General features: G+C 39.7%; 18 protein-coding genes. 7 read left to right on the top strand and 11 right to left on the bottom strand.

Annotated elements, in window-relative coordinates; all coding sequences use genetic code 11:
* Positions 1-125: 125 nt before the first annotated feature.
* Positions 126-2,990 (top strand): TonB-dependent receptor domain-containing protein, encoded by a 2,865-nt coding sequence (locus A3860_RS18055; protein WP_081148144.1) that lies wholly within the window; start codon positions 126-128, stop codon positions 2,988-2,990.
* A gap of 129 nt (positions 2,991-3,119) precedes the next feature.
* On the opposite strand, the gene A3860_RS18050 is transcribed toward A3860_RS18055, so the two are convergent.
* From A3860_RS18050 to A3860_RS18030, 4 genes are all read right to left on the bottom strand, one after another.
* Positions 3,120-3,317 (bottom strand): T9SS type A sorting domain-containing protein, encoded by a 198-nt coding sequence (locus A3860_RS18050; protein WP_262497315.1) that lies wholly within the window; start codon positions 3,315-3,317, stop codon positions 3,120-3,122.
* 18 nt (positions 3,318-3,335) lie between these two features.
* Positions 3,336-4,325 (bottom strand): hypothetical protein, encoded by a 990-nt coding sequence (locus tag A3860_RS18045; RefSeq protein WP_081148142.1) that lies wholly within the window; start codon positions 4,323-4,325, stop codon positions 3,336-3,338.
* Positions 4,326-4,387: 62 nt separating this feature from the next.
* The gene (locus A3860_RS18040) at positions 4,388-4,822 is read right to left on the bottom strand and encodes a hypothetical protein (protein ID WP_081148141.1); all 435 of its coding nucleotides are present in this window, start codon (positions 4,820-4,822) and stop codon (positions 4,388-4,390) included.
* Between the two features lie 510 nt (positions 4,823-5,332).
* Positions 5,333-6,406: a T9SS type A sorting domain-containing protein gene (locus tag A3860_RS18030; protein ID WP_081148139.1), complete on the bottom strand. Its 1,074-nt coding sequence runs from the start codon at positions 6,404-6,406 to the stop codon at positions 5,333-5,335.
* Positions 6,407-6,752: 346 nt separating this feature from the next.
* Between A3860_RS18030 and A3860_RS18025 the strand changes: the two genes are divergently transcribed.
* Positions 6,753-7,433 carry a hypothetical protein gene (locus A3860_RS18025; protein ID WP_081148138.1) on the top strand — a complete coding sequence of 227 codons (681 nt, stop codon included), beginning with the start codon at positions 6,753-6,755 and terminating at the stop codon, positions 7,431-7,433.
* A gap of 103 nt (positions 7,434-7,536) precedes the next feature.
* Here the strand turns inward: A3860_RS18025 and A3860_RS18020 are convergent, their stop codons facing one another.
* The 5 genes from A3860_RS18020 to A3860_RS17995 form a co-directional block, all read right to left on the bottom strand.
* Positions 7,537-9,084: a HEPN domain-containing protein gene (locus tag A3860_RS18020; RefSeq protein WP_081148137.1), complete on the bottom strand. Its 1,548-nt coding sequence runs from the start codon at positions 9,082-9,084 to the stop codon at positions 7,537-7,539.
* A 358-nt stretch (positions 9,085-9,442) separates the two neighbouring features.
* Entirely contained in the window at positions 9,443-10,561 is a 1,119-nt protein-coding gene (locus tag A3860_RS18015) for a redoxin family protein (RefSeq protein WP_081148136.1), read from the bottom strand.
* A gap of 335 nt (positions 10,562-10,896) precedes the next feature.
* Complete coding sequence (locus A3860_RS18005) at positions 10,897-11,715, bottom strand: hypothetical protein (RefSeq protein WP_081148134.1); 819 nt, start codon at positions 11,713-11,715, stop codon at positions 10,897-10,899.
* A gap of 1 nt (position 11,716) precedes the next feature.
* Positions 11,717-12,274: a hypothetical protein gene (locus tag A3860_RS18000; RefSeq protein WP_081148133.1), complete on the bottom strand. Its 558-nt coding sequence runs from the start codon at positions 12,272-12,274 to the stop codon at positions 11,717-11,719.
* Positions 12,275-12,412: 138 nt separating this feature from the next.
* Positions 12,413-14,395 carry an AAA family ATPase gene (locus A3860_RS17995; protein WP_081148132.1) on the bottom strand — a complete coding sequence of 661 codons (1,983 nt, stop codon included), beginning with the start codon at positions 14,393-14,395 and terminating at the stop codon, positions 12,413-12,415.
* Positions 14,396-15,022: 627 nt separating this feature from the next.
* On the opposite strand from A3860_RS17995, the gene A3860_RS17990 reads away from it, so the two are divergent.
* Both A3860_RS17990 and A3860_RS17985 read left to right on the top strand, forming a co-directional pair.
* The gene (locus A3860_RS17990) at positions 15,023-16,537 is read left to right on the top strand and encodes a TolB family protein (RefSeq protein WP_081148131.1); all 1,515 of its coding nucleotides are present in this window, start codon (positions 15,023-15,025) and stop codon (positions 16,535-16,537) included.
* A gap of 103 nt (positions 16,538-16,640) precedes the next feature.
* Positions 16,641-17,495, top strand: coding sequence for a DUF488 domain-containing protein (locus A3860_RS17985; protein ID WP_245843567.1), 855 nt, complete (start codon positions 16,641-16,643; stop codon positions 17,493-17,495).
* 486 nt (positions 17,496-17,981) lie between these two features.
* Here the strand turns inward: A3860_RS17985 and A3860_RS17980 are convergent, their stop codons facing one another.
* Together A3860_RS17980 and A3860_RS17975 are read right to left on the bottom strand one after the other, a co-directional pair.
* On the bottom strand, positions 17,982-18,722 hold the full coding sequence (locus A3860_RS17980; protein ID WP_081148129.1) for a hypothetical protein: 741 nt from the start codon (positions 18,720-18,722) through the stop codon (positions 17,982-17,984).
* Positions 18,723-18,740: 18 nt separating this feature from the next.
* The gene (locus A3860_RS17975; protein ID WP_081148128.1) at positions 18,741-19,061 is read right to left on the bottom strand and encodes a hypothetical protein; all 321 of its coding nucleotides are present in this window, start codon (positions 19,059-19,061) and stop codon (positions 18,741-18,743) included.
* A 272-nt stretch (positions 19,062-19,333) separates the two neighbouring features.
* Between A3860_RS17975 and A3860_RS17970 the strand changes: the two genes are divergently transcribed.
* From A3860_RS17970 to A3860_RS17960, 3 genes are read left to right on the top strand one after another with little or no spacing between them, the layout of a single operon-like run.
* Positions 19,334-19,576, top strand: a complete 243-nt coding sequence (locus A3860_RS17970; protein ID WP_081148127.1) for a helix-turn-helix domain-containing protein — start codon at positions 19,334-19,336, stop codon at positions 19,574-19,576.
* 21 nt (positions 19,577-19,597) lie between these two features.
* A complete protein-coding gene (locus A3860_RS17965) occupies positions 19,598-20,926 on the top strand; it encodes an AAA family ATPase (protein ID WP_081148126.1) in 1,329 nt (442 codons plus the stop codon).
* Positions 20,913-21,659: an HNH endonuclease family protein gene (locus A3860_RS17960; RefSeq protein WP_081148125.1), complete on the top strand. Its 747-nt coding sequence runs from the start codon at positions 20,913-20,915 to the stop codon at positions 21,657-21,659. Before A3860_RS17965 ends, A3860_RS17960 begins: the two co-directional genes overlap by 14 nt.
* Positions 21,660-21,940 lie beyond the last annotated feature (281 nt).

Raw genomic sequence — 21,940 nt, 5'->3', positions numbered from 1 at the left:
TAAATTTCCAGCGTCTTGAACCCACAGCAAGAGATTTTGAGATTTCGCGATTTCGGGATTTAGAGATTTGTCGAAAAGCTCAAATTAAGGCAAATCTAAAAATCTATAAATCTCAAAATCAGAAATTGAGCGTTAACCCTAAAGAAAAAGATTGCATGCGTAATGCTACATTGATTGTTCTGCTCCTTTGTATAACCAGCACCGCTGCTGCTCAAAATAAAATAAGCGGTAAGGTGGTTGATGCCATGAACCGCCTGCCATTACCCGATGCAACCGTTACTATCATTAACCCCATTGATTCTGCTGCCGTAGGCTTTGCCGTTGTTGATAAAACAGGTTTGTTCGAAATAAAGAACCTGGGTAAAGGCAATTTTATTCTTGGTATAACATATACCGGTTACGGCGCTTACAGAAAGGAGTTGAACATTACGCAATCACAATTTGTGATGGACCTCGATACGGTTTTTTTGTCGCTCGATACGTCCATGATGAATACCGTAGTGGTGCAGGCGCCGCCGATCACGATTAAGAAAGATACTATTGAGTTCAGGGCCAGTTCGTTCAAAACAAAACCCAATGCAACAGTTGAAGAACTGTTGAAGAAATTACCGGGGGTTGAAGTAGATAAGGATGGCAATATTACTGCACAGGGCGAAGAGATCACCAAGGTCTATGTTGATGGAAAAGCATTTTTTCTGAACGATCCCAAGCTGGCCACCAAGAACCTGCCTTCAGATATGGTAGAAGCGGTGCAGGTATTTGATGATATGAGCGAGCAGGCCAAGTTCACGAAGATCGATGATGGCAGCCGAAAGAAAACGATCAATATCAAGCTGAAAAAAGACCGCAAGAAAGGGATGTTCGGGCGCAGCAATGCCTCCATTGGCACCAGCGACCGGTACGAAGGCAGCGCCTCGTTCAATACATTCAGTAATCAACGGCAGATCTCCATACTGGGTGGCGCCAATAATATTAACCGCATGGGTTTTACCAGCAATGACCTCATCAGTTCAATGGGTGGTATGGGTGGTGTAGGCGGCGGCCGCGGCGGTGGTGGCCGCGGTGGCCGAAGCGGTGGCAGTGCGCCTGCCGGCAACAATGGCAATACCAAATCGTGGAGCACCGGTATTAATTACCACGATGAATGGGGGCGAAAGATCGATTTCACCGGCAGTTATTTTGTATCGCAAACAACTACCAGTAACTACAGTACCAGCTACCGGCAAAACTTTTTCGCCAACGACTCGGCGGCTTATACCAACTCCACCTCAAACAGCAGTAATACCAATACCAATCACCGGTTTGGTTTCAGGTTGGAATATTTGATCGACAGCATGAACTCGTTGCTGGTAACGCCCACATTTAATTACCAACAAGGCAAATCATCGAGCGACGACCAGCTGGTTACACAGGCCACAAACCCCAAAGTAAATTACAAAGCGATAGAAGGCGAAAGCCATCGTACCAATACACGCGATGGATCAACTTTTAACAATGACTTCCTGTACCGCCACCGGTTCCGCAAACCCGGCCGTACCTTCACCCTTGGTTGGACAACCGGCACAAACAGCAGTGATGGCAATGGATTAAACACCTCGCCTTATTCTTTTTATAGCGCCGATAGTACGAACCCCAGCCGCATCGATAACCGCCAGCAGCGCAACGACCAACGCACCCGTTCGTTTAATAATACCATTAGTTCGTCGGTCACCGAAATGATCGATTCGTTTATGGTGTGGGAAATGAACTATGCCTATACCATTAACCGCAGCAACAGCGACCGGCATACGTTCGATTTTAACCCGGTTACGCAGGACTATGACAGTATCAATAAACCGCTTACGAATTATTTTGAGAACCTGTTCACCGCCAACAGGCTGGGTACCAATTTCAGGGTAAAGAAACTGAAGTACGATTACCAGTTTGGCGGCGCCGTGAATTTTGCTTCGCTGCAAAACCTGACCAACCGCACTTCTACCGGGAAGGACAGCACCATGCGGCAAACCTATACCAACATTTTCCCGAACGCCTCTTTTAACTTTAATCCAAAACCCCGCAAGAACCTGCGCTTTAATTATCGCGGCAGCACCCGTGCCCCCAGCATCAGCCAGTTGCAGGATGTGTACGATGTAAGTAACCCATTGAATATTCGTACCGGTAATCCTGATCTGAAACAGGAATTTACCCATAACATAAATGTTTCGTACAACAGTTTTAACCTGAGTAATTTCTTATTCTTCAATGTGAATGCCGGCGCCAATTTTGTGAGCAACAAGATCGTGAACAGCATCAGTAAGCTCAGTGAAGGCGTGCAGTTAACCAGGCCCGAGAACCTGAATGGGGCAGAGAACTTTACCTTTTCAGGAACTATTGGCATACCGTTGAAGAAAGTGACAACCGGCCGCCGCAGTCCGGTAAATTTGAACCTTACATCTTCGTTGCGTTATAACCGCGATGTAAGCAAGCTGTATGATGCCATCAATTTCAACTATACCCGCAGCGCGGGGCAACGCATTTCGTTCAACTATTTTATTCAGGATAAGCTCGATCTGCAGGCGAATGCCAGCTTCAATTACAACGATGCCAAATACAGTGTGCAGGAAAGCCTGAACTATAAATACTTCGATCATCACTATTCGGTGGATGTAACTTATACCCTCGTCAAACGGATAATGATCAACAACGATTTTGATTATTATATCAATACAGGCCGGGCCCAGGGTTTTAACCAGCCCATACCTTTATGGAATGCATATATCAGTTGCCTGCTGTTTAAAAAGCAGAATGGCGAGTTGCGCATCAGCGGGGTCGACCTGTTGAACCAGAATAAAAGCATCAACCGCAGCGTTGGCGACAACTATATTGAAGATACCTACACCCGGGTGCTGCAACGGTTCTTCCTCGTTAGCTTTATGTATAATTTCAAAAACTTCGGCAAGGGCATGTTTCCGGGGCGGGAGGGGAGGTCGGGTACCGGGAGACAGTATTAATTTTATTTAGAGATTTCTGGATTTCGGGATATTGAGATTTTGGGCCTGTTACAAGTTTCAGGTTACAGGTTTCAAGGAAAGCCCCATGTATGGTCCCTGTAACCTGAAACCTGCAACCTGTAACCGGTGTTATTCCTTCTCCAGTTTTAATGTTACCGCTCCTTCTTTTCCTAGCAGCTGAATGAAATACAATCCCGGTGCTAATTGTGCCGGTAGGTTATACTTTGTTGGCGTGGTACCGGCTTTCACCGCCGTGCGATGCACCAGTTGCCCGGCCTGGTTCACAATCGACAGCGTGGTATATGTACTGCCTTTAGGTAATTGCAGGTAAATATATTTTCCCTTTCAATTACTATTTTTAGCATAATTATCTAATGCCATAGTTATCCAAATGATGGCTGCGTTACCTGACGCAGATACTAACGCCGTCAATTCCCTATTATGCTTTATTGTATGACGTAGATTAGCGAAATCATCAAAGAATCGCTCCACACTCATTTTATCTTGAAATATGGATTCAAAGTGCGCCCAGTGAGCATTGATTATTACTTTTTTAAGGTGATCGACATCAAAAAACTGAATTGCCTTATTCAGCATAGCAAAGTCTTGGGAATTAGTGCCAGGATGATTGTTAGTATGCTGTCTTATTCTAGCTTTAAGTGCCGACCTTGCATCTCCAGTAATTAGATCTTCCCAATTATTTTTACCAGTCTCTTTCGTAAGAGTTTCTACAATAGTATTACGTAACCTGGTTTCCAGATTATCAATAAGCAGGTTACGATTTTCTATATCAATGCTGGCGGAACTGGCCTGTTTGCTTGTATTATTCAAAATGGCTATTCCCTCCTTAGTTATACGAACAGCTTGATAAATAATCGTGATTTTTGTAGGATTTCTTTTTTCCCATCTTATCCAACCTTCATCCTTTATATAAGCCATTATCCTTTCAAACTCTTCTGGCGATGAGTAAGTAAGCGATGCATCGCCTGCAGTTCTAATCGAAAGACTTTTATATTCTTTTCCTCCTGAATTATAGAGATGTTGAAGTAGTAGTTTGGCCCGGGATTCAAAATCGTAAGGTATATCAAGGTTTTTTAACGTACGTAAAAAAGCAGAATTTATTCGAGTGGGTTGTACATCATTCAACCGGTTATTTCTACATACTCCCGCTAAAATATATGTATCTTCTAAGGATAATACGGAAGGGGCTTCCATGTAAGCAACGTCTGTCCATTCCACTAAACCAAGAACTTCTGTTTTGTATACGTACCGTATTCCTCCTTCTGTAAGGTTAAACAAAGTTATTGGAACACCTGTGATGGGACAAAAATCCATTATGATATAAATTAGATTTAGGTAAAAATAGTTAACCGAGCCGTTGTAAGAGGTTACCTCACCTAAAATATTGTTTCAAAATGAGACTTTGAATAGGGAAATTCAGGAACAATAAATGTATTGCCGTCTTTTCCCAAAATATTATGCTCTTTCACGTATTCTTTTATCCATCCAAAAAAATATTGAACAGTTTTGGTAAAAACGTTTACTGTGTCTTTCTCATGCTCTGCTTTTACACGAAAGGAAATAGTAAAAAGCAAACTTGCCATGTCATTGTCTCTTTGGTTTTTTAAGAACAAATGTATTTTACCTCTTAAATCTAATTCATCGCCTAAAAATGACGAATTGATGTCCTGCCAGATATTTGAGTAGGCGGTATCTTTTGGAAGATCACTATTCAATAACGCAACAAATTGCTCTACAATTATTTCTGTTACTTGGATTGTCATGTTTTCAAACTTGTCAGTAAATCCAGGTATATTATTTGTTTCTATCATGAATACTGCTTATTATGGTTACCTATGACGTTAGGGCTATATGTTCGGCTGGTATTGGGAAAATGTACACTGCCGGACCAAAAGCTGATTAAAGATACAAAAGTTGAAAATAATATTGTATAGCCCACCTGGATACCGTTAGCTGGATATGCTACCAATTGTGTCAGGGAATTTACGCATGTGGTAAAATAAAAAGGGTTCAATTAAGTTCAGTATCTATCTGTATTTAAACAACAATTTCAATTCTGGATTATTTGCATACTGATTTAACCTTTATTAAAAAATGACATATAATTTTTTCGGTTCAGGCTTCATCATGTATATCCATTATTTACTGAATAATCCGAATCTATTGTTCCGACCGACACAATTATGTAATGCATACATGAATGGGCTGCCCGCGGTTCTTCCTCGTTAGCTTTATGTATAATTTCAAGAACTTCGGAAAAGGCATGTTCCCGGGGCAGACGCAAAGACAACGTACTGGAAGAAGTTATTGAGTTTGTTAGTTTATTCCTTCGCCAATTTTAGTATTAACGATCCTTCTTTTCCTACCAGCTGGATGAAATACAATCCCGGTTTTAACTGTGCCGGCAGGTTATACTTTGTTGGCGTGGTACCCGCTTTCACCGGCGTGCGATGCACCAGTTGCCCGGCCTCATTAAAGATCGACAGCGTGGTATACGAGCTGCCTTTAGGTAATTGCAGGTAAATATAGCTGGCAGCCGGGTTGGGGTAAGCGATAGCGCGCGTAATAACGTCTGTTGGGTGTTTTACCGGTTGTTTATCGGGTACAGATAATACCGTTGAAATGGCCGCATTGGCAGCAGAGCCGCAACTGGAAGTTGTTCCGGTAGGGGCCAGGTTATAATTGCCGCAGGCACTACAGGTATAGGCAGCCGGGTGACTAACAAAGGCGGCCCCGGCATCGGCGGTCCATTTAAGATGCGAAGCGCTTTTGAGGTTACTTAACCAGCCATTGGTGGCGCTCTGGATCATAGGCGCATGTACCACCAGGTAACTATCGGCCGTGCCTGTTTCGGTAAAGAACCCGTCTTTAATCATGTTAAAAGAAGAGCACAACTCGATCAGCGACCCATTGCCTATTTTAACATAGGAGGCGGTGGAGCCGGCCGTCCAGGCGCCGGTAACCTTCATAACGCCAAAATCATTGACCGCGATATTGGTTTGTCCCTGCGAAAAGGAACCCGTGATATCAAGGAAACCGCCATTGCAAATGATGAGGTTATCAATGGTACTAACAGGTACTGTATTTTCACCGGTCAATATGCCGGTGATCACCAGTTTGGCGCCAAACTTTACCAGGATCAGCCCGGTTTTATTGAGCGTCACATTGCCCAGGGTAACCGTACCGGTCTGAATGACGAGGGTACCGCTCACGGTATAGGCGTTGCCGCTTAAGTTGGTGGAGGTTGAAATACAATAGGTAGAACCGGCTGTAAGGGTGGCGCTACCGGCAGGCATTGCTATAGCGCCTGAAGGGCAACCGCCGGTGCATTGTGCCGATGTTGTACGGCAGGCAATAACGGCTACAAGCAGTAACAGGCCATGAATATATTTCATAGGAACGGAGTATTTAAAAAGGTAACAGATGCAAACGAAATTAAATCTCTCCAATTAGTTGGACAATAGCAAAAGGCACATTGGGGATTAAAAACAGTTGTAAATAACCGTTATATTGTAATGGGGGTGCCGTGAACGGTTTTACAGGTTAGGAAAAAGTGTAAGGTGGAAAAATAGCGGGAAGTAAGCCGTAGGAATTAAGAAATAAGAGCGGTAAAAGTAGCTGAAAGTTTAGCAGATTAGAGGAAATAAGATACGAAGAAAAATAAATTCCGGTTGTAATCTCAATATTTACTTGTTCGGGGACAGATTCTCCAAAGCCAGGAAGTATTTGTAAATTTCAAGTATGAATGAAGCAGAAATTACGCCAGAGAAACTGCTCTCGGCGATACTCACGGACAAATTTGCCTTGGCAGCAGCTCGGTTGAAGCAGGTGCGGCCAATCATCTCTGAAATTTTCATGGTTCCTGAGATCGATATTCCTCGGAGGGAGGCCTGCAACTGTTATGTAATCGGTGCCACCACCGCTTGTGTCACCCTGACCAGCCATTTGTTGGAACGCTATTGCAAAGAGCTGTTGATCCAGGTCGATTTTGGTCCACCATTTATGCGAATCGACTTTCAACTAGACGGAACACCGCCGCCCGATTTGTCAGTTTACCTTAGTAAAGATCTATCCCAAACCCTGGCTGCCTGCAAGTCCAAGGGACTCCTTTCAAAAGAGACCTGGAAAATATTAGATAAGTACAGAGATATTTTCAGGAATGGCTTCGCTCATTATGATCCAGCTCTGATTTTGAAAGGGCTCACCTATAAAATTTCCACGATTAAAATGCCGGGCGAACCAATTGAGGAAAGAGAATTCAATCTGCATCATACACCCAATGTCGGACTGGCAATCGAGGTATTTGCGGAAAAAAACGCCTGGCCTTACCTGGTTACTGTGGAGAATTTTATCCGTTCAACCATCCGGTACTTTCATAATCCGGATATAGACCCCGGATTTCCGCTGTTAACATACGAATAATAGGGTGACCATTATTGCCGTATTCGGCGAATGAGTAGGAAACTCTTAACAAGCCAAACTCTCTAATATAATAATTAGACCGCTTTTTTATGCTTTCTACTTATTAAGAAAAAACAAGCAAGGTTTTTACCCTTTCCTTGGGCCTAAGTTTTAATAACTCAGGTGTTTGCAGTAATTTTTTTAGACAATTTACAGCAATCGCTATGACCTCATTTCGTATATCATGTATGTTTTCGCCTTTTGTTTCTTTATGTTCTCTTGGTTCTCCATGTGCTATGAAGCTTCTGAGAGAATATAAATGCTGTAACCTTTTAAAAAACGCTTGTCTTTTTGCTGGATTTTCTTCTAAAAACTTGGCAATTGCTCCCGTTACCTGAAAAGTAGTCTCGAATTTACTACTAAAAATTCCTTCCCAGGCAATAAACGCATCTAATAATGAATCTTCCGGATCTAGCCGTTCAAATATAGCATACTGTAATCGCTTTAAAGGCACTTTTAAATGCCCTAAATCATTTTTCTTTAAGAGTTCAAGCCATGAAATGATTTCTGTGCAGTTTTCTGAATCAATGATGGTAGTTGTCCCCTGTGTCATTTCACGGGAATTAAGCAAACTAGAATGTAAGGGCAAGCTAATATCATAAAACGTTTCATTGAAAGGAGCGGACACAATACCAGTTGAGAACACTATAGAAAACTTTAAAAGGGAAATAATCTCAGTTAATGCAGGGCTGGTAAATGTTGATGATATGTTTCCTTTTGGAGTTGAAATTCCCTTGGTTTTTTGTTTTAATTCAAGAATAGCGCCTATTACGCCTCCATCATTCCCAAGAATACTGGCTGTTTTTCTGATACAAAATAATGGGTTTTCTAATGAAGAGATCGGCCTTATAACTACATTATGATAACATTCGAATGATTCCATTTTTCTAATTCCCATACCATATAAACCGCGGAAACATGAATATTCAAATTCCTCACCAAGCGCAATTTTTTTCAGTATTTCAAGATTCGAACGTATCTCCTGGATAAGGCGTGCTGGTGCGAAATCCATCCTATAGCAACAATTGATAAAACATCGGTAAATAAAATCAACTATTATTGTAGGTTCTGTAGAAGACACCAGCGCTCCGTTATCTAATAAATATATAAATCGGCTGTACGACTCATCACTTACGACCAACTTTGAAAGCGTAGGATCTTTTTTGAGTAATTTAATAAAGGATATTGATTCTTGCATGACCTGATTTGTATGAACCCATTGATGAAAATGGTACTCTTCGTTTGGCATAAACAATAGCACTGGATAAATTTTTATCGCGTATTCGAAAATGAAATTTTCGATGGCATCAGTAGAATGAATTGTTAATATTTCGCCTCCGCACATTTTTCTTAACTCATTGAATCTGCTTTCTTTTGTCAAGCCGTTGATGATAAAAAGTGTACTAACATCGTACAAGGGGCTTGAAGCCGAGGTTCTTTCACTTTTTTTAATAAGCCCCCTTAATTCACTTAAAATCCCTATTTGCTGGTTACTAAAATCCAGCTCTTCTAAAGAGGATTCGTCTGTAATCTGTCGATCGCAGTTTAGTACATATTGTAAGAAAAGAGTACCCACCCGGCGACGAATATTAAAAAATGTATTGAGGTCCATATTTTTTAGCTTTTCTCCGACATAACACAAATTCAATGTTATGCAGTTATAGTTTTGTTGTATGGGTTATTGAAAGCAAATTTGAGCGTATACTGCGCAAGGTATCTGCGTAGTTATACAATTTTTTAATATTTTTATAACAACGAACTTAACCCATTTTCGATATCTTTTTTAATTGGTTTTCTACTCGATAGGTCATATGAAAAATAAAACATTTAATAAATATTGTACTGCGCAGTCGGTGTGCGCTGTAACTTTCTAAACTTTGCAGATAACCACAAAAATGGATGGACAATATTGCACCTAAAGAGGGAAACTTCTTACTTATTAAACCTATAATCACAAAAGAATCTTATTACTAATAGAACCTGCCTATTAATCGATTATCTACAATCAATCGTTTGATCTCATCCGGGTTTATTGGTCCCTGTTTGCTGTACACAATTTTGCCGCCCGGTTCAACCAGCAGGGTATAGGGCAGGGCGCCCTGCCAGTTGGCATCAATGGCTTCAATGAGTTTGTATTTATCATCTATGGCAAACAGGTAGTTGGTGTTGCTCGCCTGTTGTTGCTGCAGGAATTTCAGCACCTTGCCTTTTTTCGTGGGGTCGTCGGCGCTTACGCTGATAAATTCAAAATCGCGCCGGCGGTACATGCGGTTAATGGAAATGAATTCGGGGAATTCTGTAACGCAGGGACCGCACCAGGTAGCCCAAATGTTGATGAGCCGCAGTTTGTCACTCGGGTTTTTCACCAATTCTTTAAGCGCCGGTTCATCGATGGTATTTACGGTTACCGGTTCTTTCGCCCATTCCTCAAATCCCTGTTTTACCAGCGAGGTTTTTTCGGCCCATTTAACCGAGCAGCCAAAGACCTTGGTAGTTTCAACCGGCACCGGTTTGTTTTGTAGCAGGGCTTCAATGGCATCGCGGGTGTTTAATTCGGTGGGTGTTTTGGTGGGTTTTTCAACATTATCAATACGGCCCTGGTAACGCAGTATGCGGGCTTTATCGAAGATGAATACATGTGGGGTGGCTACAGGGCCATACGCGCGTGCGGTAACTTGCGTAGCACCATCGTATAAATAAGGAAAGTTGAAATGTTTTTGTTTGGCGCGGCGTTTCATTTCGGCATAGGAATCACTCATATCGGTATAGCCCAGTTCATCGAGCCGCACCGATTTGGGATCATTGGGGTTAATGGCCACCACGGCGACGTTTTTGGCGCTATAGTATTTAGCGAGTTGAATAATGCGGTCTTCATACGCCTGGGCGGTAGGGCAGTGGTTACAGGTGAAGATGATAACCAGCACGGCGGCATTTTTAAAGGAAGCCAGGGTATAGGTTTTGCCATCAACGCCCGGCAGTTTGAAGTCGGGCGCTTTGGAGCCTATGGAGAGGGTTTTGTGGTTGTTGGGGGTGCTTTGTGAATAGGAAGCAGTTACGGCCAACAGCAGGATAAAGAAAATCCCTTTCATATAGGATGTTTCTTAAAAGGTACGATTTTTTGGGTATTCCATCCAGCTGCAAGCAGCCTTTATTTAAGAGGATACAGTGTTATGGGATTTAATTTTATTTGATCACAACCTTCAAGGTCTATTTCAGGCTGCAGCCAATCTCTCAATTCGCACCTGATATAAACTATCGAAAACCTGCTGAAAAACGCATTAATTACAGTATGTGGATCTTCCATCTGAACGCTTGAAAGTGAATAAACTTTATCCAGGTAAAGCCGCTTCCTTTTTATGTTTTCGTAATCATTCAAAGAATCATAGGTGCTTAATAAGGCGTTTTGGCATTCGTCCGTAATATTTCACATTTTTATTACCGAATTAGCTAATCTTTTTTCATTGCCTATTCTCGTCGTGTAATAACGTTGTTCAATACCGTATAGTAGCTTTTTCAAGTCATCTTCATTTGAAATGGCGAAATTCTCAGCATTTTCATCAAACTCTAGGCCATCGCAATATTCCCGTACATAACTAAAGATTTGATTTTTCTCTCTTCGGTTAAAGGACTGCAAAGTTTCCATTGCCATAGCAATTCTTTTTCTATTTGCTTTTTTTACTTTTTCTGCTGAAAAGCCATCAATCAGACTGATGAACTTATTTTCCAAAAACTGTTCTGTTTCTTCCTGTGTCGCCTCTTTGTAAAGCTCATAGATGCCCTTAAAAATTGTCGTTATAGACGTTAATTTTTTAAAGTAAAGCGTGTCTTCATTACGAACATAAATTGCGTCTGGAGTTTGATTTAATACAATGATTGGAGCATTCTCGACTAAGGCGGGTTGATCAGAAATGGAGAAGTATTTTTTTCTAATTACTTGGCTTGCTGAAAGTTTTTGAAAACAAAAATTTCCCGTTTGATAAGAGACTAAGTAATCAATGGTTTCGAAATGGTCTCTCGGCATTTGGTTGTAATCGGTAGAAATGAACCGTCTTATTAAAATATCTATGCAGTATTCTTTATCGGAAAATTCCGTAATGGCAAACCATTCATCATCTTCCAACTTATAATCCGAGTCATACTTAACTGTATTTTCAAGATTGGGAATATCAAATATCAGCCTGTTAGAAATTACTTTGAAGAAATCTCCATTCCTACCTTTTGTTTTTGCTAAGAGATGGTCCATGTCAATTGTTTTCTTTGTCAATGAATGTGAAATCGTTTACCCTTTTCAGTTTTGGAAAATTTAGTTTGCTTGGGTCCTTCAAATTCTTTTTGGTAATCAGAAATATTTTGATGTTTGTTTCTGTTGTCAAATAATAGAAATGATATCCAAACACCAGGAATAAGGGATTAAAATATAATGTCTGAGAAAGAAAAGTGAATAAGAATAAAATTGCAAAAACAAAAATCAATGTTTCATATTGGGGAACACTCAACGCTACAAAGAAATATCCTAAATAGCTCGGTAAATAAGCATTATTTGCCTGTTCTACTTCTTTAATGACAGACTTGCCTTCCTCGGCTTCAATATTGTCGTCTGCCAAAAATTTCGAAACTATGAGGCTTAGAAGTGTTAGTAAAACAGGTAAGATAAAGTAAAGAATATATGATACCCAATGTGGAAAATTTGACAAATAGGGTGAAATATTATTGATTACCTTTTTCTCTTTAACCAAAAAAACCACTAAAATCAGGGAAGTGGCATTGAAAGTTAAGAATAGTCTGAAAATAAAATTTATCATGTTAATATAATTGCCACTTGAAGAATTATTTTTTAACACAGTTGCCGAAGTTATCTCCGGCAACACACTTCCTGATTCGATTATCCTTTACCCTGCGCTTAATTGCATGTGATTACTACATGCAGCGGCGGAATGGTGTCAAAAAAGGTTATTTATTTCTTCAAACAGATTTTGAAAATTTGCCAGTGTTTGTGAATTGAAATAGCTATCAGTCACCCCCATCTGAGTGAGCTTAATAGCAGGGCTATAATGGTTATAACGATCAATGGACAAAGCTTGGTTAATTTGAATAACAATTGGCCCAATCGAAGGATTCAGATCAAGCATGTTGAGTTTTTTAAATTTACCATTTAATGCTTCATTGAAAATTTTCAGGTAATCTTCCTTCTCAAAAAGGTCTTCTATATCTGATTGTGTACTACCGGAAACAAATTCATGGAAAAATAGAATATGCTGGGATTTGATGATCTTGCTTTTGATCAGATCATCCAGCCTTGACTTTCCTTTTGAATCCGTGAATGTGTCTAACAGACAAACCAAATGCAATTTATTACCTCGCATTAGTGAGATAAAAGAAGCGACTTTATCCAGTCCACCTACCGGAACAATCGTTATGCCTTCCTTGAGTCCAGTTCTACCCATTGACTGAAGTAAGGTGGAAAAATACGTTAGATACAACAAATCCGCTGGTCCCTCGACCAGCAAATTATTTTTCGAAATAAAAAGATTCTGCGCTATATCATATCCAAGTGCGGCCTGCAAAGGAAACAAAGTGTTGGGATCTTTTTCTTGGATAGTTTCAGAAGCAACCGATCCACCAGAAGTCTCCAGTACGGTACGTACCCTGTTCAGATGGCCGCTATCAATCATAAAAGGTGAATGTGTGCTATATATTACCTGGTATTCTTGGCTTAGATCATCCAGAAAAACCAGTAAATTATTCTGAGCCAACGCATGAAGATTTAGACCTGGCTCATCAAAAAGTAAAATGTAATTATTATCTGGATCGTTTTTTACTTTATTGAACCAAACCACAAATGAAAAAAACCAGTTAAACCCCTTACTGCGCCTTTCCAGTGGTAATGTGATCTTGTGAGTTGTATTCTTTATCCGTATATCGAGAATAATTTCCGATTTAGTTTCAATATAAGTTTCTTTATGAGCATGATTTTCTTGACCAGGATAATTCGGATGATATACTTTATTCTCCTTTTTTGTTTCTATAATAATTTTATCAATCTTTAATTCAATTTCTAAATTTTCATTCCCCTTCCAATATTTAAACATTTGTTCCGATATTTCGTTGGACGCTGCCTCTAACTGAGCGGTGAAATTTTCAAAATCGTTGGCCCCCAATAGGTCGTCAATGTTAATCCCGGCAATGTCCAGCAATGCTTCAACCATTTTTGCTCGCTCAGGGCCATATTTACCAGCCTTGTAATCATTAAAATTTATACGACCATCAAGCTGGTAATAATCATCAAAGTACCAGAACTTAGGTACCTGTGGCTCGATGTATGTATTATAAATATAACCACTAAGCTGGTCTGTCCATTTGGATGCATTCTTTATGGCTGTAAGAAATTTCGTCAATTCAGGGCCCTCACCTTCTGGCAGTTGAACTGCAGTCAGTTCAACAAAATTTTTTGTTGATTGAATGGATTGTAATGCATCTTCACCAATCTCATGTTTATATTTTTCTACTAAATGGTCTAAGAACGGTTTAAAATTATGCGTAAAAGCATTTACATACGGTTGTTTATTTTTCCATCTTCTGTAAATTTCAAAAGTATTTTGTGTAAAGCAGTTAACGCCCAATTCTTGATTGATATTATCAATGTGTTCTTGCCCTATGGAATATTTAGCTCGAATAATATCCGCATCATCTTTGCTTTTCTGGAATTGTATTAACTCTTTACGTGGATAGTCTTGTGTTAGTTCGAACTTAAACTTAATATCTTTGGGATTAAAGTATTGAAGTTTTGCCATCGCTTCCAGTAATACTGTTTTGCCGGCTTCATTCATGCCTACGAGTACTGTTATGTCATCCTCAATCTTAATGGTTTGATACGACTGAAAACTTTTGTATTTATTAATTGTAACTTCTATAAGTTTAATCATGAAATTAGTGATTTAGGGAAGTGATCTATTATACTTTCAATCAGAATGATAAATTCCTAATATAACAAAATTTCAAATTGCATGTACTGAAATATTTTATTGCCTGAGGTGTTTCCGGCTGCAGCCTATAAAAATTAAACAAATGAAAACCGCCGTGATTCGACGAAATCTTGTCGGGAGAAAAACCTCCAAAGCGGTCTGTTTATTGGGATCTGGGATTTGTATTATTGTCTAACTTGTTTAAAATCAGTGAATTTAACTTATGCAATTGTGTTAATCTTCCTTTAAATGGGTTGAAAATTTTTCTGTGTGGATCCTACACCCATACATCCTGTTAATGGAAATGAATTCGGGAAATTCCGTAACACAGGGACCGCACCAGGTTGCCCAGATATTGATGAGCCGGTTTACCAGAAGGGTTCTTCACGAGCTCTTTGTGCGCCGGTTCATACCGGCAACAACAGGTAAACGAAATACAAGCCTTTCATAAAGATTATTTATGAAAAGTTACAATTTTATAAAAAGAGACGCTTACATTTATAGTACACTTTTTTAACCGGTGGTACTACTTTCTTAACCGGAAACCTTCTTGCAATGTAAAAGGATCTAAACTTTAACTGCAATCATATGAAGGTATTATCATTTCTTTTACTCCTCTTTTTTCAAACAGCGGTTTTGGCGCAGGACAACCCAACGGGTATTTTCAGGTATCAAACAGCTATAGGTAATCCCCAAAGAGCGGGTTCAACTCATTATGATGCAGCCACACAAACCTACACGTTACAAGGGGGCGGTTATAACATCTGGTTCAACCGCGATGAGTTCCGGTACGCCTATAATGTGGTAAAGGGTGATTTTATTCTTACCGCCAATTTTCAATTTACCGGTGCCGGAACAAATGGGCATCGCAAGATCGGTTGGATGGTGCGTGAATCTACAGATGCGCAGGCCAGTCATATGAGTGCGGTAGTTCATGGCGATGGGTTAACCGTATTGCAATGGCGGCCATTGCGCGGAGCGTTTATGAGGGATCCGCAGGATGAGTTATTTTTTAGCAAGCGCGGGCCGCAGATCATTCAACTCGAACGCAGCGGGAAGAAATTCATTATGCGGGTGGCTAATCCCGGCGAACCGTTGCAAACAGTTGGCGAGAAAGAATTGCCCGAGCTGCCCGATTCGGCACTGGCCGGCATCTTTATATGCTCACATGATTCGAATGTAGTGGAAGAAATGCGTGCCTGGAATGTGCGCATCGTTAAACCTGTGCGGGATAATTACAATGCTTATCGCGGAGGATTTATTGGCAGCCGGTTAGAGGTTATGGATGTATGGAGCGGTCAACGAAAGATCATTCATGAATCACCGGGGCGTTTTGAGGCGCCTAATTTTATGCCGGGCGGAAAAAAGCTGTTGTTCAATGCAGAAGGATCCTTGTATACCATTCCGGTTGAAGGCGGAACGCCCGAAAAGTTTGTGGTGGGCGATCTCACTGAATTGAACAATGATCATGGAATTTCGTTCGATGGAAAAATGCTGGCCGTTAGTCATCACCGAAGAGGTTTGCCAGGTGGCGGATCTACTGTATATGTAATGCCACTGGCCGGTGGAACGCCAACATTACTAACCCCTAAAACACCTTCCTACTGGCATGGCTGGGCGCCCAACAATAAAGAAGTATTATATGTGGCCCAACGCGATAGCGGGGTATATAATATTTACAAAATGAATATCAATGGCGGCGCTGAAATACCATTGACGAATAATAGAACGGGGCATGTAGACGGACCTGAATATGCGCCCGATGGTAAGTATATTTATTACAATGCCAATGTAACCGGAACCATGCAGATCTGGCGAATGAAGCCAGATGGATCTGGTAAGGAACAAATAACATTTGATGGGTACCATAACTGGTTTCCGCATATTTCACCCGATGGCAAATGGATGGTTTTTATTTCTTTTCCACCGGAGATAGATCCGGCTGATCATCCGTTTTATAAACGGGTGCTGTTGCGATTGATGCCTTTAACCAGCCCCGGATCACCACGGGTTATTGCTTACGGCTATGGCGGACAGGGAACCATTAATGTGCCTTCGTGGTCGCCTGATGGGAGGTATCTTGCGTTTGTGTCGAATTTTTAGGACTGGGTAACCGATTAATATACCCAGGTGTGAGCCACAAGACAATGTCACAACTATAAGCTACCTTTATCCCATATATTATAGACGCAAGATCATATTGGCTTTGTTAGAGCTTTTCGATGGTGAACTGGAAAAAAATCGCCTGCAAAAGCTTTTATTTCTTTTTTGCCAAAAGCAGGAAAAAGCAGATTACGATTTCATCCCTTATAAATTGGGTTGCTACTCTTACTCCGCAAATGCGGACCTCACAACGATGGTTGCAAAAGGATTTTTAGAGGAAACGAGTAAGTGTTTTCAAAAGATTGATAACGCGGGTTATACGAAGACATTGAAAGCTGACGATTTAGTAAAATTGAGCAGCATTAAAGCTCTTTATGGCGGTATGGATAGTAATGCGTTGATGAAACATACTTATCGGAATTTTCCTTATTGGGCAATCAATAGTATCAAAGCCGAATCCATTTTGAACAAAGAAGAATTAGAGAACGTTCAAAAAAAACGCGCAGTTAATGACAGCACAGTTTTATTTACAATCGGGTACGAAGGTGGAAGTTTAGAGAACTATCTAAACCGGTTGCTGAAAAATAATGTTAAAGTACTGGTTGACGTTCGAAACAATCCACTCAGCATGAAATTTGGCTTTAGCAAAAGCCAGCTTAAACGCTATTGTGAAAGCTTAGGAATACAATATATACACTTTCCTGAGGTTGGAATCATCTCAGATAAAAGGCAGGCATTAAATACTCAGGCTGATTACGATAAATTATTTGCTGACTATCGCATAAATAACTTGCCCAATACCGTTGCGACACAAAATACTATATTAGAAATTTTACGCGAAAATAAACGAATTGCTTTAACTTGCTTTGAAGCAAACCATTGTCAATGCCATAGAAGCCATTTGGCTGACTCTATAAGTACGTTGCCAGGTTTTCAATTTGAGATAATACATATATAACCTTGCTCATGCCACGAAAAAAAGTTTTTATCATTGTTACAACCTACCCCTTCCATCCCGAAGCCATGACGAATTGGTATGTACTGCTGGAATACTGGAAACTGGTGAAATGATACGCATTTATCCGGTTCCATTCACCCGTTTTATAAACGGGTGCTGTTGCGATTAATGCCTTTAACCAGCCCCGGGTCACCACGCATTATTGCTTACCTCTATGGCGGACAGGGAACTATCAATGTGCCTTCGTGGTCGCCTGATGGTAGTATCTTGCGTTTGTGTCGAATTTTTAAAACTGTGTAACCTAATACTCTCTACATTAAAATTAATACCTTAAAATGCGACGCTTGCCGGGAGCCAGGAGTATAATATTTTAGGATTGCATTCCTTAAAAAACATAATATTTTAGGATTGCATTCCAATAAAACTATGGCATTATGCCTTTAACCTGGGAGTGTTTGAAATGAGAGAAGTCGGAGTTATTATGAGTTAATTCTCTTTGCATCCTAAACGTTTTACTGCTTCGATCATGTCATTGATCTCCAATTGTTCAGTATCGTAAAGATACCCTATCACATCTGAATGTTTATCTACATAGCTGCGTCTTTTAGAGGTATTATTCCTTCGAAGTGTGACTGCTACACCTTGTTCTTTGGCCTGTTTTAATATTCTCTTATTATAATGATAAGCTGCCTCTAAAATACATTCGACATCGTTATAAGCCAGCAGCACTTTTATGGGATTTAATTTTATTTGCTCACAACCTTCCTGGTCGATTCCAGCCTGCAGCCAATCTCTCAATTCCCGCCTGATATAAACAATCGAAAATCTGCTGAAAAACGCATTGATTACAGTATGTGGATTTTCCGCCTGATCGCTCGAAAGCAGGTATACCTTATCCAGGTATAGCTGCCGGTTTTTTACGGTCTCATTGTCAGTGTAAGGATCACGTGTATATAAAACGGGGGTTCTATTTATTACATAAAACGCTTCAAGCAACAATTCCAGTTCAGCAAAAAAGACCTGGAGACCTGTTCGGTGGGAATCCTCCTCATAAACATGATTGCCATTAACAATGGCTGCATGAAACCACCGGCAAAGGTTTGTGCGCAGACAATCGAAATCGATGCTTTCAAAAACGTTGGCAATTGCCTGTAAGGGATCAGTTTTTACCAGTTCAATATTAAGGGGCGATTTATTACAAATTACCCTTTCAAATTCATGGCTCATGACACGTAGTTTTATAGTTCATTGATCTTTAGTTTGAAGCAACCAGCAGGCTTCAACCAACTGTTCTATTTTCTCATAAAAGAAGATATGATTATTCCGTTCGTGCGGGTCTGCCGAAATGCTGGCAGGGCTGGATACAACGGTTACCATCCACCCATATATAATTTCCCGCACATCGTTCAAATGATAGCACAGGAAAAACTCCAGCAGAACCAGATTCGGGTTATTTCTTTCCTGTTCGTTTAATCGGAGTGGCGTGTTACGCAATTCGGGATGATTGTTGACAGTTTTGCCAGTGAAGTTGACTTTGGAAGCAGAATCGTTTAATGGTTGTACCATAGGTAAAAGTTTTAGGTTACAGAAGGTAAATTAGCCTGGTAGGGCAGGGAAGCCGGATTAAAAATGGGCCCAAACAGGTAACCGAAACACAAGGGACAAAGTAAGCCTTGCCCTATAATAATTATATGGCCTGAACACCTTATTTACCACTTGGGTTTCGCGAATTGTCTGGTTCGTTTGGCTGGGCTCGTAAGAGATATTAAAGTTAAGGAAATTTCCTAATACATGTATTAGTGTGGCAGGAATATATTTTTCCTTATTTGCATGTATCCATGGCAAATAAGATTGAGAAAAATCACGTCGACTGGTACATTGTAAATAAGGTAAAGGAGATCCGAACAAAGAAAGGATTGTCCCAGGAAGACTTGGCTGCACATCTGAACATATCTGCCGCATATATTGGCCAGGTAGAAAGCCCGAACTTTAGGGCAAAATATAAGACCCTACATTTAAACGAACTGGCAAAGCTGTTTGGATGTTCGCCACGGGATTTTTGGCCGGAGAAGCCGATATAGACATTTAATTAAATATGACTTATGGATAGTTTTGTTACTTACGTTAGCAGAATATACTTAGAGAACTATAATTGCTTCAAGGGCAAGAATGACTTTAGTCTATTAGACAAAGAAAACAATTTAGTTCAATGGACCGTGATTTTAGGAAACAACAATACTGGCAAAACAAGTATTTTAAAAGCTCTTGCCGACCTCGAGCCCAGCCCTTTAGAACTGACTAGGAAAAGAAGGGACAATAATGAGAAGAAATGCGTACCCTTGAATTTGTTTAGACGTCATAAAATGGGGTTAGAAATATTTGATAAGGATGAAGACAAAATCTTTGTTGGCTGCGACATAATTTATAAGAAGAAAGCCCCATCAAAATCTTATTTGAAAGGCGACTTTACTCTTTATGAAGAGCCAAGGAAAAGCAAAAACGCTCATCAGCCTAACTGGGGATTTGTTCCTCGCTCAATGTGGACGGGTGGAGATTTTGATATTCTCAGTAATATGCAAATATACGGTTATGGCGTAACAAGAAGATCTTCGCAAAAAGGGTTATCTGAAAATGAAGAAAACCTAAATGCTCAAACAATTTTTTATCCCGAAAAAAGCCTAATAAATATAGAAGATTGGCTACTACAACTTGACTATGCAAGCAAAAATGATCAAAAAAATGCTACAATTAGTCTGAAAAAAATTAAATCCTTAATAAGATCTGGATTATTTCCTGAAATATCGGATTTTAAATTTAATTCGACTGATACGCTTAAAAATCATATTCTTTTTAAGGTAAATGAAGGTTGGTTTAAATTACATGAATTAGGATATGGATATCAAACTACCATTTCTTGGTTAATCGATTTTTGTAAGAAAATGTTTGAAAGATACCCACATTCGGCAAACCCATTAGCTGAACCAGCAATTGTACTTATTGATGAAATTGATTTACACTTACACCCTAGCTGGCAAAAAAATATAGTTAAATTTCTTTCGGATATGTTCCCGTCGACACAATTTATTGTGACTACACACAGCCCATTAATAATACAATCTATTGAGAAAATTAATCTATTTGTTCTTGTAAGAAAAGAAAATTCTATTGAAATACATAAATCAAAAAAGACAACATTTAAAGGATGGTCAGTCGAGGAGATATTAGAAGATGTTATGGATTTAGATGAAGGTACGTATTCTGAGACCCATACCTCACTGATAAAATTGTTTGACCAAGCCCTAGATGAAAATGACTATAAAAAGGCCTTATACGCATATATTAAATTGGATGAAATTTTACATCCTAATAGTTCTGATAGAAAAATTCTTAAACTCCAGCTATCACAATTAAAGGATAATGATAAAGCTTAATTTGCCAGCAAGACCTATCGAATTGACAGACGAACTAACTTTAGAACTAACCAATCAATACATACGTGATAATTCAGACGTTTGGAATAGAAAGTTCATTAGAGACGCTGTATTGGCATTTTCGCACAATAAATGTTGCTACACAGAATGTCGCCTCAATTCAGAAAGCAAATATATGGAGGTGGATCATTTTCATCCCAAAATACATTTCCCTAAAGACGTTGTACGATGGGGCAACCTCCTCCCGTCATGCAAAAAATCAAATACAACAAAAGGAGAATTAAACACTAAATTATATCCCATAGTCAATCCACTAGTTGACAGTCCCAAAGATCATCTGTATATAAAAAATTTTAGATTCTATCATAAAAGCATTATAGGAAGAAGAACCATTGATTATACTGCATTAAATGACAGGAAGCATTTTGTTGGTAAACGGTTTAAAATTGGTATGAAGGTTATCGAAATTATTGAAGAAATACGTCTAAACCTTGAACCGTTATGTATAGATGTTTTTTCAAATGAATTACAAATAAAACGGTTGCTGAATAGCTATAAAAATTTGTTAGCTGAGGCAAAACGTGAGGAAGAATATTCTGCAACAATTTCTACTATTATCTTAAGTGATGATAATAATAATATATTACTTAACATACTTGCCGAAAATGATCTATTAGACGATGAATTAGAAGCATTTTATCATGAGTTGGAATATTGTAGTTTAATAGACTGATTGTACCCACAACAACATTATTATTTGTTCTAAACTAGAGCAAGTAATATTCTTGATTTCCTTGGTAAACGCACGGGGAACTACAGGCGTTAGCCAACCAGGCGTCACCCGGCTATAGGCATCCCTGGATCTGATATTTTTTTAAAATCGGTAATTATGGTTCAATGATGGAGGCTTTCCAGTTTTGAGGAAGCAGTTCTTGTATTCTGCTGGCCGGGAAGGTAGGCATAACGGTAAGTACATACTTCAGCCTGTAGTCGGTAAGCAACAATGCAGAGTTT

This window comes from Niastella vici (genome assembly GCF_002077945.1).
GTDB classification, from domain to species: Bacteria; Bacteroidota; Bacteroidia; order Chitinophagales; family Chitinophagaceae; genus Niastella; species Niastella vici.
This window is presented reverse-complemented; position numbering and strand designations above follow the sequence as displayed.

What these genes read in the sequence shown, in the direction of transcription:
- A3860_RS17990 (WP_081148131.1), top strand. Translation starts at nt 15,023, where the DNA reads ATGAAGGTATTATCATTTCTTTTACTCCTCTTTTTTCAAACAGCGGTT.
- A3860_RS18030 (WP_081148139.1), bottom strand. Translation starts at nt 6,406, where the DNA reads ATGAAATATATTCATGGCCTGTTACTGCTTGTAGCCGTTATTGCCTGC.
- A3860_RS17980 (WP_081148129.1), bottom strand. Translation starts at nt 18,722, where the DNA reads ATGAGCCATGAATTTGAAAGGGTAATTTGTAATAAATCGCCCCTTAAT.
- A3860_RS18045 (WP_081148142.1), bottom strand. Translation starts at nt 4,325, where the DNA reads ATGGATTTTTGTCCCATCACAGGTGTTCCAATAACTTTGTTTAACCTT.
- A3860_RS18025 (WP_081148138.1), top strand. Translation starts at nt 6,753, where the DNA reads ATGAATGAAGCAGAAATTACGCCAGAGAAACTGCTCTCGGCGATACTC.
- A3860_RS18000 (WP_081148133.1), bottom strand. Translation starts at nt 12,274, where the DNA reads ATGATAAATTTTATTTTCAGACTATTCTTAACTTTCAATGCCACTTCC.
- A3860_RS18005 (WP_081148134.1), bottom strand. Translation starts at nt 11,715, where the DNA reads ATGGACCATCTCTTAGCAAAAACAAAAGGTAGGAATGGAGATTTCTTC.
- A3860_RS17975 (WP_081148128.1), bottom strand. Translation starts at nt 19,061, where the DNA reads ATGGTACAACCATTAAACGATTCTGCTTCCAAAGTCAACTTCACTGGC.
- A3860_RS17960 (WP_081148125.1), top strand. Translation starts at nt 20,913, where the DNA reads ATGATAAAGCTTAATTTGCCAGCAAGACCTATCGAATTGACAGACGAA.
- A3860_RS17970 (WP_081148127.1), top strand. Translation starts at nt 19,334, where the DNA reads ATGGCAAATAAGATTGAGAAAAATCACGTCGACTGGTACATTGTAAAT.
- A3860_RS18020 (WP_081148137.1), bottom strand. Translation starts at nt 9,084, where the DNA reads ATGGACCTCAATACATTTTTTAATATTCGTCGCCGGGTGGGTACTCTT.
- A3860_RS17965 (WP_081148126.1), top strand. Translation starts at nt 19,598, where the DNA reads ATGGATAGTTTTGTTACTTACGTTAGCAGAATATACTTAGAGAACTAT.
- A3860_RS18015 (WP_081148136.1), bottom strand. Translation starts at nt 10,561, where the DNA reads ATGAAAGGGATTTTCTTTATCCTGCTGTTGGCCGTAACTGCTTCCTAT.
- A3860_RS18040 (WP_081148141.1), bottom strand. Translation starts at nt 4,822, where the DNA reads ATGATAGAAACAAATAATATACCTGGATTTACTGACAAGTTTGAAAAC.
- A3860_RS17995 (WP_081148132.1), bottom strand. Translation starts at nt 14,395, where the DNA reads ATGATTAAACTTATAGAAGTTACAATTAATAAATACAAAAGTTTTCAG.